The following is a 17,340-nucleotide window of genomic DNA, read 5'->3' as shown; positions in this document are numbered from 1 at the left end:
CCCCCCCCCCCCCCCCCCCCCCCCCCCCCCCCCCCCCCCCCCCCCCCCCCCCCCCCCCCCCCCCCCCCCCCCCCGGGCGCCCCCCCCCCCCCCCCCCCCCCCCCCCCCCCCCCCCCCCCCGGACTGGGTCTCGTTCAATCCGGCCGCGCCCCCGTGACGCGGCGGATTGAACATCGGCCGTAAAGGTCAGAGCCCGATCGGCTCAGGCCTCGTTCGCTGCGATCGATTCCATCAGCGAGACGAGCTGACGCTGCACCGTCTGGTCCTTGATCTTGCTGTAGGCGCGCAGCAGGCGGAGGCTGAAGGCGGAATCGAGGAACAGCAGGCTCTCGACTTCGCGCGCCTTGTTGTCGCCGTCATAGAAGAAGGTCACGGGCACATCGAGGGCGGTGGCGATCTGCTGAAGCCGAGCCGCGCCGACGCGATTGACGCCCTTCTCGTATTTCTGGACCTGCTGGAAGCTCACGCCGAGCTTCTCGCCGAGCTCGGCCTGCGAGATCTTCATCTCGACGCGCCGCAGACGGATCCGCTTGCCAAGCTCAATGTCCGGCTTGCCGGCGCTGCGCTGCTTCATTCTTTTCGCCGCTGCTTTCATACTCTCACCTTTGTTCTTCGGTTGAAAATCCCCCGAAGAGCTGGGTCAGGGGTTCGCCCATATACTCGTCCTTGAATTCATGCGGATGCACGAACTCTTCCTTAAACCACGGGAATCGCGCCGGATTGAAAGCTTCGATCAGCCAGTCAATCATGTGCCGCACGCGTGGAATCCGGCCGCTACCAGGGTGGTAGGACAACCAGATATCCAGCGGCCTGTTCAGCTCGACCTCCAGTGGAATCAACTTCCCGCCAAGCGCAATGGCGTAGCTCGGGAATACGCCGATGCCGGCGCCATTCGCGACCGCCCAATAATTGGCGCTTGAGACGTTGGTCTTCATGACCAGCAGGTCACGTTCCGGAACGCCTGGGAAGAAGCTCTCGAAGGTTTCCTTGGCGGCAAGCTGGTCGGCGAATTGCAGCACCAGGCGGTGCTTGATCAATTCGAGCGCCGAGCGCGGCGTGCCGTGTTTTTCAAGGTATTTTTCCGAAGCCCAGAACATCAGGTGCATGCGGCCGAGCCGCACCAGCTTGACGTCGAGCGCGGAGGGACGCGACAGATGGATGGCGACGTCGGCCTCGTGACGAGAGACATCGGCCGAGCGCATCGCGCAATGCAAGTCGACCAGGATCTTGGGATAGGCCTGCTGGAATTCGACCAGCCGCGGGGCGAGCCAGAACGTCCCGAGACCCTCGGTGACGGCCACGCGAACTTCGCCGGACAGGGCGTTGGCCGTCGAATCGCTGGTGCGCAGCACGTCGAAGGCGGCCGCCTCCATGCGCTCGACTGCGGAGACCACCAGTGCACCTTCATCGGTCAGATGCGTGCCGTGGACGTCGCGGGTGAACAGGGTGGTGCCGGTCTGGCGCTCGAAATCATCAATCCGGCGGCGGACGGCGTTGATCGACAGCGACAGGCGTTCAGACGCCGAGCGAAAACTGCCGCATCGAACGACTTCCAGGAATATGCGGGCCGCATCCCAATCGGAGAGGCCGCTGATGTTGATCTTTGGGCGTTCCTCCTGTGGAACGCCCCTTTCCGCCAAGGAGTGCATACAAGTCCCTTCGGGTTGCTAAACTGGCAGAATTGGGCGCAAACCACAACCACTGCGGGTTGGGGAACGGCGACTTTTGAACGCCATCGTTACTGCCTCGTGGGCGGTATCCGAGTGTTACTAAGGCTGAGAATCGAATCGGCCGACCAACGTTGGAATGAGGGGTGTGGCGTGAGTTCCGTTGCGAGCCCTGAAATGGCTGCAGGATTGTCGGCGTTTTCCGTCACGGAAGTCCTTGCGCGCGAGCTGTCGCCGCGCGGAATGGGTCGATCATCCAGTGCCGCGCGTTCGAGTCCCGGCCACGACGATAATGGCGTCCCGCGCAGCGGGTCGATGTTCGCGGGAGCCACGGTTTCCCGGCAAAATCATACTGAAATCATGTTCGGAGGCGTCGGCGCCTCGTGTTATTCTCGGTATCCCATGGGGGCCGAGGGGATTTCCACAAACACGTCTCGCAGGCCGAACTAACGGAAAGAACGCCGGTGTCGCATTCAGACGAACAGTTGCAGTCGGTGCTGGAAACGCTTGAGGAGTGCCGCAAGGTTCTCAACGAGAGCAATAACCGCGAGTCGGCCGAGCTGCTGTCTATCGTCATCCTCGACGTGCGGATGAAGCTCAAAGGAATTGACAGTGCCGATCTCAAGGCGCTGTGCGACGAAATGTTGCGGAGCGCTGGAAGCGAACCGCAGCCCCCCTCCAAGCAGACGCAGGACCAGCCCCGGCGTCCGCTGCTCCGCGTGGTGAAGTAGCCGCGCCGCCGAGTCTCGCTTTTTGGCGAGGTTTGTGCGCGTCCCGATGCCGCATCTGTGATCGCAGACGGCATCGGGAGGAGCCTGGTTTCGTGCGCCTCTGTTGTGCGCATTCCCCGGCATCGGCTACACCAGAGCCGGTTCGGCTCCCGCCCGCGCGCATTCCCGGTGCGCGGCCAAAGAGCCTGAGATGGCTCCGACTGCATCATGCAAAATGTCTCGATCCCGGCGGCCCTGATTGCCGGCCTCGTTAGCTTCCTCTCTCCTTGCGTTCTGCCCCTGGTTCCGCCCTATCTGATCTATCTCACGGGCGCCACGATCGAGCATGTCGAGAACAAGGAGCCGGCCTCGGCGTCCAAGCGCGCCATCATGATGTCGGCGCTCCTGTTCGTGCTCGGCTTCTCCACGGTGTTCGTGGCGCTCGGCGCCAGCGCTTCGCTGATCGGCGGGCTGATTCGTGCCTGGTCGGCCGAGCTGTCGATCCTCGCCGGCATCGTCATCATCATCATGGGCCTGCACTTCCTGGGACTGACGCGGATCGGCCTTTTGATGCGCGAGGGGCGCCTGACCGCGCCCAAGCCTGTCGGCCTGTGGGGCGCCTATGTGATGGGCCTCGCCTTCGCCTTCGGCTGGACGCCCTGCATCGGCCCGATCCTCGCCGCGATCCTCTCGATCGCCGCGGCGGAGGCGACAGTGACGAAGGGGGCGGGCCTGCTCGCAGTCTATTCGGCCGGCCTCGGCATTCCCTTCCTGATCGCCGCCCTGATGATCGAGCAGTTCTCGAAGCTGTTCGCGCGCATGAAGGGCCAGCTCGTCAATGTCGAGCGCGCCATGGGCGTCCTGATGGTGATCACTGGCATCGGCTTCCTCACCGGCACGGTCTCGAATGTCAGCATCTGGCTGCTCGAGACGTTTCCGGCGCTGCAGACGATCGGTTAGCTCACGCTGTTGGTACGGCAGTCAGGTCAAACCGGACATGCGCGACGATGCCGGTCGCGCCGCTCCGGTTCTGATGCATCAGCCTGAAGCCGTGCCGGTCGGCGGTGGATTTGGCGATCGCAAGACCAAGCCCGGTCCCCTCGACGCCTTGGGGCGCAGCCCTGAAGAAGCGGTCGTAGATGAACGGCATTGCATCCTCGGGAATGCCTGGGCCGTCATCGACGATCTCCAGCGCGCAAATCTTGCCGTCATTGACGACCCTGAGTTCCACGGAGCCGCCTGAGCCTGAATAGCGAATGGCGTTGTCCAGCAGGATGGCGATGAGCTTGCCGATCGCGTCGCGATCGCCGAGGAACCTGCACGGTGTCTCCGCCGTCATCGCGAGCTGGACGTTGCGCGCCTCAGCCAGCGGATAGAAGTCCGCCAGCAACGAGGTCGCGAGCGCGGCAAGATCGACGTCGTCGCGCTTCCGGATCGAGGCGCCTTCCGTTCTGGCCATTTCGAGCAACTGGCTCGCCAGATGCGATGCGCGCCGCACGCCGTCCCGAAGTTCGTCGGCAAGCTCGCGAGTCTGTCCGGACAGATCCGCGGCGATCAGGTTTTCCGCTTGAATCTGGAGCGCGGCCAGAGGTGTCCTCAGTTCGTGCGCCGCGTCCGCCACGAAGCGGCGCTGCGCTTCGAGTGCCGACCGGTGACGATCGACGAGCTTGTCGATGGCAACGATCAGGGGAGCCACTTCCGCCGGTACGCCCACCGGACGCAGGGGCTCCTGCGCATCGACGCTGCGCTGGCCGATTTCGGCCGACAGCCGTTGCAGACCGCTCATCGTGCGGCTGATCGACCAACCCAGAACGGCCCAGACCAGCGGGATGGCGAGCAGCAGCGGAAGCGCGGCGCCTGTCGCCGCGTGCAGCGCGATCTCGTGCCTGGCGCTCCACGCCTGCGCGATCTGGATATCGTGCTGCGCGTGGCTCCAGCGATAGACGCGCCAATCCTGCCCGTCGGCGATCTCGTCGGACAATCCCGGCACTGATTGCCACGGAATGTCGATCGGAGGACCCGCCCGATGCAGCAGCGCGCCGGAGCGATCCCAGATGCGGACGACCAACTGATCCTCGTCTTCGCCTTCGAGCAGCGGACCCGCACCGTTGCGGTCGCCTGGACCGACATTGACGGCGATCTCCTGCAACTGCGCGTCGAGGAACTTGTTCATCTCATAGGCGACCAGGCCGAACGATGTTGCCGTCGCCAGGAGGCCGATGGCGGCCAGCAACAGCGTCGCACGCGTGATGATCGTCTTGCGAAGAGAGCTCATGATCCGGACTTTGTGACCATCCACCCGGCACCGCGGATGTTCCGGATGACGTCCTTGCCATACCGCTTGCGCAGGCCGTGGATGACGACGTCAACGGCGTTGCTCTGCACCTCGTCACTCCAGCCGTAGATCCGGCTCTCGATCTGGCCTCGCGACAGAATGGTTCCGGGACGCTCCATCAGGGCGTACATCACCGAGAATTCCCGCGCCGAAAGCGTCGACTGGATGCCGCGGAAGGTCGCCACATGGGTCGATGGATCGAGCGTGATCTCCTTGCTGCTCATCAGCGAATTGGAGCGGTCGTTGACCCTGCGCATGACCGCGCGAATGCGCGCGAGCAGGGCGCGCAACTCGAACGGCTTGACGATGAAGTCGTCGGCGCCGAGATCGAGTCCCGCGACCATGTCCTCGACCCGGTCGCGGGCCGTGATCACCAGGATGGGCGAAGCCTTCCTGCTGCGCGCGGCCTTGAGAATCTCGAAGCCGGTCATGCCGGGCAGTCCGATATCGAGCAGCGTGATCGCGTGCTCGGCGCGTTGTAGCGCGGCGTAGCCGTCCTGTCCGTCGCGGGTCCAGTCCACGGTCATTCCGTTTCGCTTCAATCCGCGGACGAGCGCCTTGCCGAACATCGGATCGTCTTCGATCAGCAGGAGGCGCATTGATTCAGGGAAAATCGCTGTGTTGGAGTGGTGGCGCGTCGCAGCACCAAGCGCCACATTCGACACCGCGGCCAAATGGTCAACCGCCTGCGCCTCAATTTAGAACTCTTACAAATTTGGGCGTGAGCGTAGAGAGGCTCGACCTATTCTAAATCCGATCTAATCCTCATCTAATTCTTCGCATTGCAGATGCGCCCCAGTTTGGGACCGCGAAGCCGTCTTTCAGAGCGGCACGCGAAGTTTTGGGGCGTTGCAGATGGAATTGGGTTGTTGGGCTGGCCGTAAGGCGTTGCGTGGTTTTCTGCTGTCGACGACGGCAGCGCTGTCATTCATTGGCGGGCTGACGATGCAGGCCGGCCCGGCCTCTGCGCAGCAGGGGCAGGCGGCGGGAGCCTTGCCGTCAGTCGTCGTTTTCGCTCCGCAGCAGCGCGCCCGCCGGGCGCAGACCGCGACGGCCTCGCGCGCAGCGCGATCGAATCGCCGGACGACCACCGTCGCACCGGTCGAGAAGAAGCCGCCGAGCGTCAACAATCAGGACGCGCGTACCGGCCAGAAGGGCTATGTCACGCGGAGCGTGACCAGCGCGACGAAGACCAATACGGCTCTCCTCAACGTGCCGCAGTCGGTGACGGTGCTGACGAAGGATTTCATCAGGGACCAGGCCTTCACCTCGATCGGCGAGGCGACCCGCTATGTGCCCGGCGTGATCTATCACCAGGGCGAATCGCATCGTGACGACCTCGTCATCCGCGGCCAGCGCAGCAACGCCGACTTCTACACAAACGGCATCCGCGACGACGTCCAGTATTTTCGCGACTTCTACAACATTCAGCGGCTCGAGGTCCTGAAGGGGCCGAACGCGATGATCTTCGGCCGCGGCGGTGGCGGTGGCGTCGTCAACCGCGTACTCAAGGAGGCCGACGGTACGACCATTCGCGAGGTGACGGTCGGCGGCAATTCCTATCCCGGCGCCCGCGTGACCACCGACGTCGGCCAGGCGATCAACGAGAACTGGGCCTTCCGCCTCAACGCGATGTACGAAAACACGCAGAGCTATCGCGATTTCGTCAACCTCGAACGCTGGGCGATCAATCCTACCGCGACCTTTGCGCCGAACGACACCACGACGGTCAAGCTGAGCTACGAGCATCTGCACGACCGGCGTACCGTCGATCGCGGCATCCCTTCGCAGATCCGCCCCGGAAACGCCTTCCCGCGCTATCCCTACGATACGTCGCCGTCTGCGTTCTTCGGCAACCCCAACCTCAACTATGCGCTCGCCGATGTGGATATCGGAACCGCTGTCGTCGAGCACGATTTCGAGAACGGGTGGACGATCAAGAATTCGTCGCAGATCGCCAACTACGACAAGTTCTACCAGAACATCTATCCGGGCGGAGGAGCCAATTCCGGTGCCGTCAATGCCGCCGGAACCTCGAGCAATCTGCAAGCATACAATAACGAGACCGACCGGACGAACTACTTCAACCAGACCGATCTCAACTACAAGTTCGGGACGGGCCCAATTCGTCACACCGTCGTCTTCGGCGCCGAGGTGGGCCGTCAGAACGGCCTGAACTACCGGCAGAGCGGGCTCTTCAATGGCGTATCGTCGACCATCACGATCGATCCGAGGAATCCGACATCGTACGTTCCGGTCACTTTCGCCAATAACGGGGGCACCGACGCCAACAACACCTACAAGCTCAATCTCGGCGCCGTCTACGTCCAGGACCAGGTCGAGATCACGCGCTATCTGGAACTGATTGGCGGCGTGCGGTTCGATCACTTCGACCTAACGTCGCGAGACCGCCGCACATTCGTCGAGCTCAACCGAGTCGATGATCTGGTGTCGCCACGCGCCGGTGTCCTGTTCAAGCCGCTCGAAAACCTGTCGATCTACGGCAGCTACAGCATCTCGTATCTGCCGAGCGCCGGCGACCAGTTCAGCGCTCTGACACCGGGCCTGGCCATCGCAGCGCCCGAGAAGTTCGTGAACAAGGAAGTCGGGCTCAAATACGACATCTTCCCGAGCCTGCAGTTCGCTACGGCGATCTACGAACTGGACCGGACCAATCAGCGCTTTGCCGATCCCAACAATGCGGGATTCTTCATTCTGAGCGGAGCAACCAAGACCCGCGGCTTCGAAGCGTCTCTGACCGGCTACGTGACGGACGCCTGGCAAATCACGGGCGGCTACGCTTACACGGATGCGCGGATCACCAGCAACAACTCCGCGACCATTGTCGCCGGCAACCGCGTGGGACTTGTGCCGTACATTACCTTTTCCCTCTGGAACAAGTATCAGTTCACGGAGCAGTGGGCCGCGGGCCTCGGTGTGATCCACTACTCGAACTTCTTCGCATCGTCCGACGACACCGTCCTGATTCCGGAGTTCACGCGAGTGGACGCCGCTGTGTTCCTCAGGCTCAACGAGACCTGGCGGGCTCAGCTCAACATCGAAAATCTCCTCGACCGGAAGTACTATTCGACCGCGGACGGGAATAACAACATCACGCCGGGGTCTCCACGTGTGTTCAGATTGTCAGCCACGGCGAACTTCTGATGGTGTTGAGATGACACGCGCGAGTGGCCGAGCTGAAGACAGGTCGACGGCACGCAAGAGCAATCGCGCCGCACAGGCGGCGCGACAGCGCTGCTTCGTGCTGGAGATCAACCAGAGACCGGTTCTTGCATTCTCGGCCAGCTCACTGCGATCCGCCAAGGCGCGCGTGCAGGAAGCCTGGTTCGTCGAGGAACTGGAGAGCATGCGTTCAGGTGGGCGTCCTCTCCTGTGCCCGGATCATGTCCGACAGGTCAGGCTCGCGCTTCCCGCCGAGATTGCCGCGGTGGAACTTGGACGCGGCATCGATGAGGCGCGCGGCGAGGACGCCAAATATGGCTTCGCGTTTCTCGTTCCGATCGACGTGCCGCCGAATTAACGGTGTCGACCGTTTTTTCTATTGAACCGCGAAGCGCGCGAGCGCCTCGCGGTCGATCTCGATACCTAGCCCCGGTCTGTCAGGCACCCGCACGAAACCCTTCTCGTGCTCGATCGGCTCCTTCAAAATCGCCTGCCGGATCGGATGCTCGGTGCGGTCGAACTCGAGCATCGGTTCGATCGGCGCAAGCGAGATCGGCGTGTGTGACGGCAGCACGGCGAGGAGCTGGAGCGAGGCCGCGATCGCGATCCCGGTGCCCCAGACATGCGGATTGTAGCGGATGCCGAACGCCTCGCTCATGTCGGCGATCTTCTTGCATTCGGAGAGGCCACCCGCGGCGCAGGTGTCGGGCTGGGCGATGTCCAGCGCATGCGATGCGAACAGGTCGCGAAAACCGAAACGGGTGAATTCGCATTCGCCGCCGGCGATGGGAATCGTCAGCGCGGATCGCACCGCGCGATATCCCGCGACATCCTCCGGCGGCACCGGCTCCTCGAACCAGCCGATGTCGTAGCGCTCGATCATGCGGCCGAGCCGGATCGCCGCCACTGCGTCATAGGCGTGGTTCGCATCGACCATCAGCGCGACATCCGGGCCGATCGCCTCGCGCACCGCGCGGGTGACCGCGGCATCCTCGGCGATGCCGAAGCCGACCTTCAGCTTCACGGCGCGGAAACCTTCCGCGGCGTAGCCGGCCGCTTCCTCCGGCAGGTATTTGAGCGGATCGCCTGATTTGCGCCGGTAGAGCCCGGTCGCATAGGCCGCTATCTCCTTGCGCGCGGCGCCGCCGAGAAGCTGATGCGCTGGCACGCCGAAATGCTTGCCCTTGATGTCCCACAACGCGATGTCGATGCCGCTCAGGCCCTGGATCACGACGCCCTTCTGGCCGTGATCGCGCAAGCGTGCGTAGACCATCTGCCACAGCACGTCGGTGCGCAGCGGATCCTCGCCGATCAGCCAGGGCGCGATGCTCTGCACCACCGCCGCCGTCATCCGCGCCGGCCCGTAGCATTCGCCCCAGCCGGTCAGGCCGTCATCCGTCTCGATCTCGACCAGCATCGCGGTGCGCGTGTCGTACCAGGCGCGCGAATAGGCGAAGGGCTGCGAGAGCTTTGCTTCGAGGATGTGCGTGCGCACCTTGGTGATCTTCATCGCCGATGTTCCTTCAATCCGTTCACCGCGCCTCGTCCAGCACGCACGTCACCGTGCAGACGACGCCGCGCGGCAGGAAGTCGACGGTCGCCTCGCCGCCGAGCTGGTCGCGCGCGCTGCGCTCGATCAGGCGCGAGCCGAAACCGCGCTGCACCGGCTCCGTCACCGGCGGTCCGCCGATCTCACTCCAGATCAGCCGCAGCCGGGGCTTCGGCGTGTCGGCGATGACCTCCCAGTCCAGCGTAACCCGGCCGGTCTCGTTCGACAGCGCGCCGTATTTCGCGGCGTTGGTGGCGATCTCGTGCACGATCATCGACAGCACCACGGCGAGCCGCGGCGACAGCGGCACGGCGGGGCCGGCCATGCGGATGCGACCGGGATTGCTCAGCAGGAACGGCTGGAGCACGCGCGCGATCACATCCCTCAGCTCCGATCCCGCCCATTTCTCCTGGCTCAGGAGATTGTGCGCCTCGGCGAGCGCACCGAGTCGTCCCTCGAACTTCGTCCGCTCGTCCCGGCTTGAACTTCGGAAGGTCTGCACTGCGATCGCCTGCATCAAGGCCAGCGTGTTCTTGACGCGATGGTTGAGCTCCTCGATCAGCAGATTGTGCAGCATCTCGCCGCGCGCGATCGTGGTCGCCATCCGTACCGCGAAGGTCAGGCCGGTCAGCAGCAGGATGCCGCCGATCAGGCTGGTGATCGCGATGTCGCGCCAGAGCGGGGCGATCAGCGATCTCTCGGCGACACCGGCCACGACCGTCCAGCCGGTCAGCCGCGATCTCGTATAGGCGGAGGACAGCGCGACGCCGTCGAGCGAAACGGTGGAGAGGGTCGCCTCCGGGGTCCGGGCCATCGCATCGTTCAGTGCGCCGGAGGCCTGCTTGCCGAACGTCTCGGCCGGATTGGGCGCGCGCGCGAACACCCGACCCTTGGTGTCCAGCAGCGACACCGTCCACTGATCGTTCGGCCGCTGCTGCTCGACCAGTTTCTGGAATGTCGCGATCGGCGGGCTGAAGGAGAGCGCGTAGACGACCTCATCGTTGCGCAGCACGGGAACCTCGACGGTCACGATCGGTCGGTTCTTGGTCGAGCCGGTGAACAGGTCGGAATATTGCGGTGACTTGCTCGCAAATACCCGCTCGACGATCTCGCGATTATTGCGGGGTGGCAGGTTTGTCGTTTCACTCGTGACGGTCGAGAACAGCTGGTGCCCGCTCCCGTCCGCCACCAGCAGGACGCTGTCCTCGCCATATTGGCTGATGAACCCGGTTGCCAGCCGGCGGAAGTCGTCGAAGTCGCCGCTTTGCAGGGCGTTGCTGAGCGCCAGCACCTGCAAGCCGCCGGTCATCCGCTGCACTTCGGAATCGAGCACGAGGCGCATGCTTCGCACCGTCTCCAGCACGCGTCGTGTCGCGTCGCTGCGGTCCTGGCGGTAGTTGGAATAGGCAATACCCACCGCAAAGACGATCAGCGGCAACATCGTTCCCGTGACCAGAAGAGCGAGCCGGACCGGCAGAGTGAGCTTTGACAAACGCGGGCGTCCCGGTTCCAGCGCAGCGGCGCCGGATTATGATTTTGGGGAGACCATACGGGTGAGACTTGCACCGCGCCACGATTTTCGCGTCCGGCGAGCGCGTCAGAGCGGGATTTTGCAGCGCGGTCGTGGGCGTCAAGTCGCGCACCGAGGCTGAAAGCGGCATGAAGACCGTCAAGGTCTGCACGTCCAACTGAGGAGCATGACGCAGTTCTGATTTTGTGGGCCGTGCCCGCCGTTCTGGTGCTCGGCGGCGGAATTTATCTGATCGGCCATATGCACTAGGCAACGACGGGCCCTCGCGATCTATCGCGAGGGCCCGTTCTTGTTGAGACGCAGCTCAGAGATTGCTCTCGGTGATCGCGGCATAGACCATGCTGCGCAGTTCGCGCCGGAGCGGATAGGCGCTCGACGGCAGCACCTGCGTCATGAAGATGGTGATCAGCTCTTCGGCCGGGTCGATCCAGAACGAGGTCGTGGCCGCGCCGCCCCAATTATATTCGCCCGGGCTGCCGGCGATCAGCGTCTCCGCCGGCCGCATGGTCACGGCGAAGCCGAGACCGAAGCCGATGCCGTTATAGGTGGCTTCGGAGAACAGCGAACGCGATACCTCCGGCAGCGCGCGGCCGCCCGGAATGTGGTTGCTCGTCATCAGCGCGAGCGTCTTCGGCCCGAGCAGGCGGACGCCGCCCAGCTCGCCGCCATTGAGCAGCGCGCGGCAGAAAGTGAGATAGTCGGCGACCGTCGAGCATAGTCCGCCGCCGCCCGAGATGAACGAGGGCGGAGACAGGAACGAGCTCTTGGTCGGGTCGTCCTGGAGCGTCAGGCCCTCGCGGCGCTGGCCGGCATGGAAGGTCATGCCGCCACCCGGATCGGCGGAGTAGCAGGCGGCGAAGCGATGCGCCTTGGCGGCCGGCACGTGAAAATCAGTGTCGGTCATGCCGAGCGGATCGAGGATGCGCGTTTTAAGGAACTGCTCGAAGGGAATCCCGGAGATTTTGCCGACGAGATAGCCAAGCACGTCGGTCGCCACCGAGTAGTTCCAGGATTCGCCCGGCGAGAACTCCAGCGGAATCTTTGCCAGCGCCTCGATCATGCTCTGCAGCGTGCCGGCTTTCTCGACTTCGCCGATCTTTTCGGTGCGATAGGCGGCATCGACGTTGGAGCGCTGCTGGAAGCCGTAGGTGAGACCGGCGGTGTGCCGCAGCAGGTCGACGATCAGCATCGGCCGGGACGGCGGCCGGGTCAGGAAGGCCGGCGCGGTGCCAGCGACGAACACGCCGAGATCCTTCCATTCCGGAATGTATTTGGCGACGGGCTCGTCGATCGCCACGAGGCCTTGCTCGACCAGCATCATGAAGGCGACGCTGGTGAGCGGCTTGGTCATGGAATAGATGCGGTAAATGGTGTCGTCCTTGACCGGCGCCTTGCGCTCGACGTCGGCAAAGCCCTGCACCGAGCTGTGGGCGACCTTGCCGCGGCGATAGACCAGCAGGTGCGTGCCCGGGAAGCGGCCGGCATCGATGTAGCGTCTCTTCAGATGCGCATCGACGCGGTCGAGCGCGGCCTTGGACATGCCCACGGATTCGGGCGAGGCGGGGGTAGGGGCGAGCATCAGTTCCTCCGGGGCGTTTTGTCGGAAAGTTGATAGCGAAATGCCGGCCCCATTCCAAGCCGGTTGCGCTTAACGCGGCCGGGCCTGCTGGTGTAGGCTGCACTGTGGAACGCCTCCAAGGAGCCCACCCGGGCCAACGAGAAAACTCAGGGCAAACGCACCATGACCCAGTTCAACGAGACCGAACTCACCGAAGCCGTCGTCAAAAGCTTCGACAATACGCCGAACCCTCGGGCAAAATTCCTGCTCCAGGAATTGGTGAAGTCGCTGCACGATTACGTGAGCAAGACCGGTCTCACCTTCGAGGAATGGGAATACGCCATCGATTTCCTGACCCGCACCGGCCACAAATGCACCGACACAAGGCAGGAGTTCATCCTGCTCTCCGACGCGCTCGGGGTCTCCATGCTGGTCGACGCGGTCAACCACCGCGACCGCGAGGGGGCGACCCAGACCACGGTGCTCGGGCCCTTCTATGTCGGCGAGCACAAGGTGACCGCGCACGGCACCGACATCTCGCCGAACAATCAGACCGGCGAACGGATGTTCGTGCAGAGCCGTGTCACCGACCTCAAGGGCAAGCCGCTTGCGGGCGTTCCCGTCGACGTCTGGCATGCCGACGATGACGGCTTCTACGATTCACAGAAGCCGAACTACGACGAGGTCGGCGCTTCGGCGCGGGCGCGCTTCATCACCGACGCCGACGGCCGCTTCTTCTTCCGCACCATTTTGCCTTGCAGCTATCCGATTCCGACCGATGGCCCGGTCGGCGAGATGATCATGCAGACCAAGCGCCATCCGATGCGGCCCGCGCACGTGCACTTCCTGGTCAATGCCAAGGGCTACGAGCCGCTGATCACCCACGTCTTCATGGATGGCGACAAATATCTCGATTCCGACGTGGTGTTCGGGGTCAAGGACGACCTCGTCGCCAAGGTCGAGCCGCGCAACGACCCGGCGATGCCTGACGGCTCCAAGGCAAACGGGCAGTGGCATTTGATGACGTACGAATTCCACCTCAAGCCCGGTGGCGGCATGGCGCCGAAGCCGCTGGGGGTGAAGGCGGAGGAGCCGGCGTGACGGCGCTGCGCTGGAGCGCACATTCGGCCGCCCGGTAGTCAGGGCGCGTGCGACGTCCGCTGTGCTTCTGGTAGCTGCGCAACAGCGGACCTCACTGGATGTCCGAGTTGGGCCAACAACAAACATACTGCGAACATAAAGAAGACGCGAGGCGAGCCGGCCTTAACGCCCCCGGAGCGTCCCGATTAAGCAGGACGGATACCGCCTGTTCGTGCAGCGCGTGGGTTCACATGCCACTCCCTCCGCCACCGCCGCCGCCACCACCAGCTTGTCTGGACGCTTCGAGATTTCTGTCTAAACGACTGGGTTCATTAGGCGCGTAACCGAAAGCTCCCGGATAGCCCTTCTTCGATCCCATTGTTTGCAGCTCATGCAGCGGAGCGTAGCCGGGGACGCCCGGGTGATGTCTCTTAGAGATCTTATGCTGCAGACCAACTGCTTTGCCTGGTACACCCTGCGCAAGCGCGGCTGGTGCGGCGGCGATGAGAGCGGCGGCACAAAGTGCGATGATCGTTGTCTTCACCTTTCGGTCCTCCCTCCTTGAAACAAAAGAGCCCGCGTAGCGGATTCAACGCCGTCGCGACGGCATAGTCGAGCGCAAAAACGTCTAGCCGCAATCAACCTTTAAACCCGGCTAATCGCGCGATGTTTGGGCTATTTGGCCGATGTCGCATATGGGTCACCAGCGGCAATGCTCTGACGAACGATAATGGTTCCACTTGGCCGATAGAAGTGGACGTCTGCGCCCTTCTGCGCCCTATCGCCCGTGCAGCAGCGCCAGCAGCACGACGACTGCGCAAGCAAGCGCTGCCGTGGTCAGCTTCCAGAACATCAGCGGGCTACGCTCCAAGAGCGGCGTGATCCGTGTGTCGAGATAGGCCGGATTGGGCGTGCGAAGCTCGAAGACGAATTCGGACAGATCCTCGTGCCGCTTGTAGGGATCCGGATGGAGCGCGCGCCTGAGCGCGCCGTCGACCCAGGCCGGCACGTTGCGATCGTCGCCGGCCGGGCGATATTGAAGTCTCCGCACGTCTGCCTTGCGCCGGATCCTGGCGATCTGGGTGCCATAGGGAAGCTTTCCCGTCAGCATCTGGTAGCAGATCACGGCCAGCGAAAACATGTCGGAGCGCGGCGAGCCGCCTTGCCCCAGAAAGTACTCCGGCGCCGTGTACTGGACCGTTCCCAGGATGTCGTCGGCCTCGTCTCGCGGCGCGGCTTCCGCGACGCCCGCGACCCTGACCGACCCGAAGTCGATGATCTTCGCGGTGCCCGTCTTGTCGATCAGGATGTTGTCGGGCCTGAGGTCCTGATGCAGCATTTCCATGCGGTGGAAGGCGCGCAGCCCCGCGGCGATCTGCTCGATGATACCGCGGACGGTTTCGAGGTCGGGGCGCGGATTGTCGGTCATCCACTGTTTCAGGGTCTGCCCTTCGACGAATTCGGTCGCGACGTAGAGGTAGCTGCGCCGTCTCGACTGTGACAGCGGCTTCAGCACGTGCGGGCTGTCGATCCGGCGCGCGATCCACTCCTCCATCAGGAAGCGCTTGAGATAGGCGGCGTTGTCGCGCAAGTCGATCGACGGTAGCTTGAGCGCGACCGGCGCCTCGGTCTCCACATCGACGGCGAGATAGATATGACTGCGGCTGCTGCCGTGGATTTCCCGGATAATCCTGTAGCCGTCGAAGACCGCGCGCGGCTCCGGCAACGGAGGAAGCGGCAGCTGTGACGTCTGATTGAAGATACCGGACGGCTCGCGCTGCGGCACCGCGTCGATGCGCAGGATCTGGACGGTGATGTTGTCGTCGCTGCCGCGCCGGTAGGCTTCCTCGACGATCGCCTTTGCCGCGCCATCGAGCCCGGCTGCGTGCTCGCCGAGTACGCTGGTGATAAAACGCTGGTCGACGAATTCATAGGCACCGTCGGTCGCCAGGATGAAGGTGTCGCCGGCCTCGATCTCGACCGTCTGGTAGTCGATCTCGAGCTGCGGATTGATGCCGAGCGCGCGGCCGAGATAGGTCTGCTCCGACGACACGATGATCCGATGATCGTCGGTCAGCTGCTCGAGCGCTTTGCCGGCGACGCGGTAGACGCGACAGTCGCCGACATGGAAGATGTGCGCGGTGGTCGCCTTGATGACCATGGCGGTCAGGGTGCAGACATAACCCTTGTCGCGGTCATAGGCATATTGGCTCTTGCGCGTCTGCGCGTGCAGCCAGGAATTGGTCGCGTCGAGCACGCGGCGGGCGGAGGTCTTCACCGTCCAGGATTCCGACGTGCAGTAATAGTCCATCAGGAAGCTCTTGACCGCCGACTCGCTGGCGATCTGGCTCACCGTGCTGCTCGAGATGCCGTCGGCGAGAACGGCCGCGATGCCCTTCAGGCTGAGCAGCGGTTCTTCCGGAATCAGGACGCCGTGAAAATCTTGATTGACGGGCTTGCGCCCCTTGTCGGAGTGCTGGCCGACAGAGATCAGGAGTCCGCGGGTCATCGTCATCACCAGGCGAAGGGAGCCTCACCCTGGTCGGGCGAGGCTCCTCTGTCGAGACGTATCAGGCCGCAACGCGGGTCGGCGCAGCCTTGCCGGCCTGGCGCTTCGGCTTGGTCATGACGTGGGTGGCGTAGAGGGTCATGCCGGTGAAGGCGAGGCCGCCCACGAGATTGCCGAGCACGGTCGGGATCTCGTTCCAGATCAGATAATCCATGATCGAGAATTTGGCATGGAGCATCAGGCCGGACGGGAACAGGAACATGTTCACGACGGAATGCTCGAACACCATGTAGAAGAACAGCATGATGGGCATCCACATCGCGATGACCTTGCCGGGGACCGAGGTCGAGATCATGGCGCCGACGACGCCGGTCGAGACCATCCAGTTGCACAGCATGCCGCGCATGAACAGCGTCGCCATGCCGGCCGCGCCGTGCGCGGCATAGCCGAGCGTTCGGCCTTCGCCGATGTTTCCAATGGCCGCTCCGACCTTGTCGGGGTCTTGCGTGAAGCCGAACGTCGTCACGAAGGCCATCATGAAGGCCACGGTGAAGGCGCCGGCGAAGTTGCCGACGAAGACCAGGCCCCAGTTGCGCAGCACGCCGCCAAGAGTGACGCCGGGACGCTTGTCGATCAGGGCGAGCGGCGAGAGCACGAACACGCCGGTGAGCAGATCGAAGCCGAGCAGGTACAGCATGATGAAGCCGACCGGAAACAGTATCGCGCCGATCAGCGGCTGGCCCGTGTTCACGTTGATGGTGATGGCGAACCATGCGCCGAGTGCGAGGATGGCGCCGGCCATGAAGGCGCGGATGGCAGTATCCCGGGTGGACATGAAGATCTTGGACTCGCCCGCATCCACCATCTTGGTGACGAATTCCGAAGGCGCGAGATACGACATCAATGGTTCCTTTTGCTTCGTAAGTGAGATCGACACGCCCGAGAGAGCGCAGCTGAACATCATTGGCCGTGCGGACAGCTCTGCCGCACGAGGGCTATGGAAGGTTTGGAAGCCTTGGGAATCGCGTCACGAGGACTGAGCCGGGGAGGGCCGCGAAGCAGTTGAGCTTCCGGGATGCAGCCGCCAGAGGCTGCAACAATGCGGCGAGCCGCAGTCTTCGTTGACGTCGGTGAAGAAGCAAGTTGCGTGCCGTATGGGCGTGTTAGAAAAGGCTAGTGATATCAGACGGATGCTGCGCGCGTTCAGCTGACTTTTGC

Annotated in this window: 15 protein-coding genes; 5 read left to right on the top strand and 10 right to left on the bottom strand. The window is 63.5% G+C overall.

Annotated elements, in window-relative coordinates:
- Positions 1 to 202: 202 nt before the first annotated feature.
- Positions 203 to 574: a helix-turn-helix domain-containing protein gene (locus AC0L3X_RS35780; protein WP_014497036.1), complete on the bottom strand. Its 372-nt coding sequence runs from the start codon at positions 572 to 574 to the stop codon at positions 203 to 205.
- A gap of 25 nt (positions 575 to 599) precedes the next feature.
- Entirely contained in the window at positions 600 to 1,649 is a 1,050-nt protein-coding gene (locus AC0L3X_RS35775; protein WP_038943246.1) for a LysR family transcriptional regulator, read from the bottom strand.
- A gap of 482 nt (positions 1,650 to 2,131) precedes the next feature.
- Here AC0L3X_RS35775 and AC0L3X_RS35770 point away from each other — a divergent pair, with 482 nt between their 5' ends.
- Both AC0L3X_RS35770 and AC0L3X_RS35765 read left to right on the top strand, forming a co-directional pair.
- A complete protein-coding gene (locus AC0L3X_RS35770) occupies positions 2,132 to 2,398 on the top strand; it encodes a hypothetical protein (RefSeq protein WP_028152051.1) in 267 nt (88 codons plus the stop codon).
- A gap of 207 nt (positions 2,399 to 2,605) precedes the next feature.
- On the top strand, positions 2,606 to 3,337 hold the full coding sequence (locus tag AC0L3X_RS35765; RefSeq protein ID WP_085404442.1) for a cytochrome c biogenesis CcdA family protein: 732 nt from the start codon (positions 2,606 to 2,608) through the stop codon (positions 3,335 to 3,337).
- A gap of 1 nt (position 3,338) precedes the next feature.
- Here AC0L3X_RS35765 and AC0L3X_RS35760 read toward each other — a convergent pair whose 3' ends face one another.
- A complete protein-coding gene (locus tag AC0L3X_RS35760; RefSeq protein ID WP_071915946.1) occupies positions 3,339 to 4,652 on the bottom strand; it encodes an ATP-binding protein in 1,314 nt (437 codons plus the stop codon).
- The gene (locus tag AC0L3X_RS35755) at positions 4,649 to 5,311 is read right to left on the bottom strand and encodes a response regulator transcription factor (protein WP_063984805.1); all 663 of its coding nucleotides are present in this window, start codon (positions 5,309 to 5,311) and stop codon (positions 4,649 to 4,651) included. The genes AC0L3X_RS35760 and AC0L3X_RS35755 overlap by 4 nt, the downstream gene beginning before the upstream one ends.
- Before the next feature lie 256 nt (positions 5,312 to 5,567).
- Between AC0L3X_RS35755 and AC0L3X_RS35750 the strand changes: the two genes are divergently transcribed.
- On the top strand, positions 5,568 to 7,877 hold the full coding sequence (locus tag AC0L3X_RS35750; RefSeq protein WP_354131738.1) for a TonB-dependent receptor: 2,310 nt from the start codon (positions 5,568 to 5,570) through the stop codon (positions 7,875 to 7,877).
- 97 nt (positions 7,878 to 7,974) lie between these two features.
- Positions 7,975 to 8,253 (top strand): hypothetical protein, encoded by a 279-nt coding sequence (locus AC0L3X_RS35745; RefSeq protein WP_187387772.1) that lies wholly within the window; start codon positions 7,975 to 7,977, stop codon positions 8,251 to 8,253.
- 18 nt (positions 8,254 to 8,271) lie between these two features.
- Here AC0L3X_RS35745 and AC0L3X_RS35740 read toward each other — a convergent pair whose 3' ends face one another.
- The 3 genes from AC0L3X_RS35740 to AC0L3X_RS35730 all read right to left on the bottom strand — a co-directional run bounded on the left by AC0L3X_RS35740 (position 8,272) and on the right by AC0L3X_RS35730 (position 12,554).
- Positions 8,272 to 9,405 (bottom strand): mandelate racemase/muconate lactonizing enzyme family protein, encoded by a 1,134-nt coding sequence (locus AC0L3X_RS35740; RefSeq protein ID WP_063984802.1) that lies wholly within the window; start codon positions 9,403 to 9,405, stop codon positions 8,272 to 8,274.
- Between the two features lie 22 nt (positions 9,406 to 9,427).
- Positions 9,428 to 10,885: a sensor histidine kinase gene (locus AC0L3X_RS35735; protein ID WP_063984801.1), complete on the bottom strand. Its 1,458-nt coding sequence runs from the start codon at positions 10,883 to 10,885 to the stop codon at positions 9,428 to 9,430.
- Between the two features lie 394 nt (positions 10,886 to 11,279).
- On the bottom strand, positions 11,280 to 12,554 hold the full coding sequence (locus tag AC0L3X_RS35730; protein WP_063984800.1) for a serine hydrolase domain-containing protein: 1,275 nt from the start codon (positions 12,552 to 12,554) through the stop codon (positions 11,280 to 11,282).
- 162 nt (positions 12,555 to 12,716) lie between these two features.
- Here AC0L3X_RS35730 and AC0L3X_RS35725 point away from each other — a divergent pair, with 162 nt between their 5' ends.
- The gene (locus AC0L3X_RS35725) at positions 12,717 to 13,634 is read left to right on the top strand and encodes an intradiol ring-cleavage dioxygenase (protein ID WP_063984799.1); all 918 of its coding nucleotides are present in this window, start codon (positions 12,717 to 12,719) and stop codon (positions 13,632 to 13,634) included.
- A 226-nt stretch (positions 13,635 to 13,860) separates the two neighbouring features.
- On the opposite strand, the gene AC0L3X_RS35720 is transcribed toward AC0L3X_RS35725, so the two are convergent.
- From AC0L3X_RS35720 to AC0L3X_RS35710, 3 genes are all read right to left on the bottom strand, one after another.
- Positions 13,861 to 14,157 carry a hypothetical protein gene (locus AC0L3X_RS35720; protein WP_231144400.1) on the bottom strand — a complete coding sequence of 99 codons (297 nt, stop codon included), beginning with the start codon at positions 14,155 to 14,157 and terminating at the stop codon, positions 13,861 to 13,863.
- Between the two features lie 234 nt (positions 14,158 to 14,391).
- A complete protein-coding gene (locus tag AC0L3X_RS35715) occupies positions 14,392 to 16,128 on the bottom strand; it encodes a bifunctional protein-serine/threonine kinase/phosphatase (protein WP_063984798.1) in 1,737 nt (578 codons plus the stop codon).
- A 55-nt stretch (positions 16,129 to 16,183) separates the two neighbouring features.
- Entirely contained in the window at positions 16,184 to 17,023 is an 840-nt protein-coding gene (locus tag AC0L3X_RS35710; protein WP_028146778.1) for a formate/nitrite transporter family protein, read from the bottom strand.
- Positions 17,024 to 17,340 lie beyond the last annotated feature (317 nt).

It is taken from the genome of Bradyrhizobium sp. MI1.7 (assembly GCF_055811795.1).
This window is presented reverse-complemented; position numbering and strand designations above follow the sequence as displayed.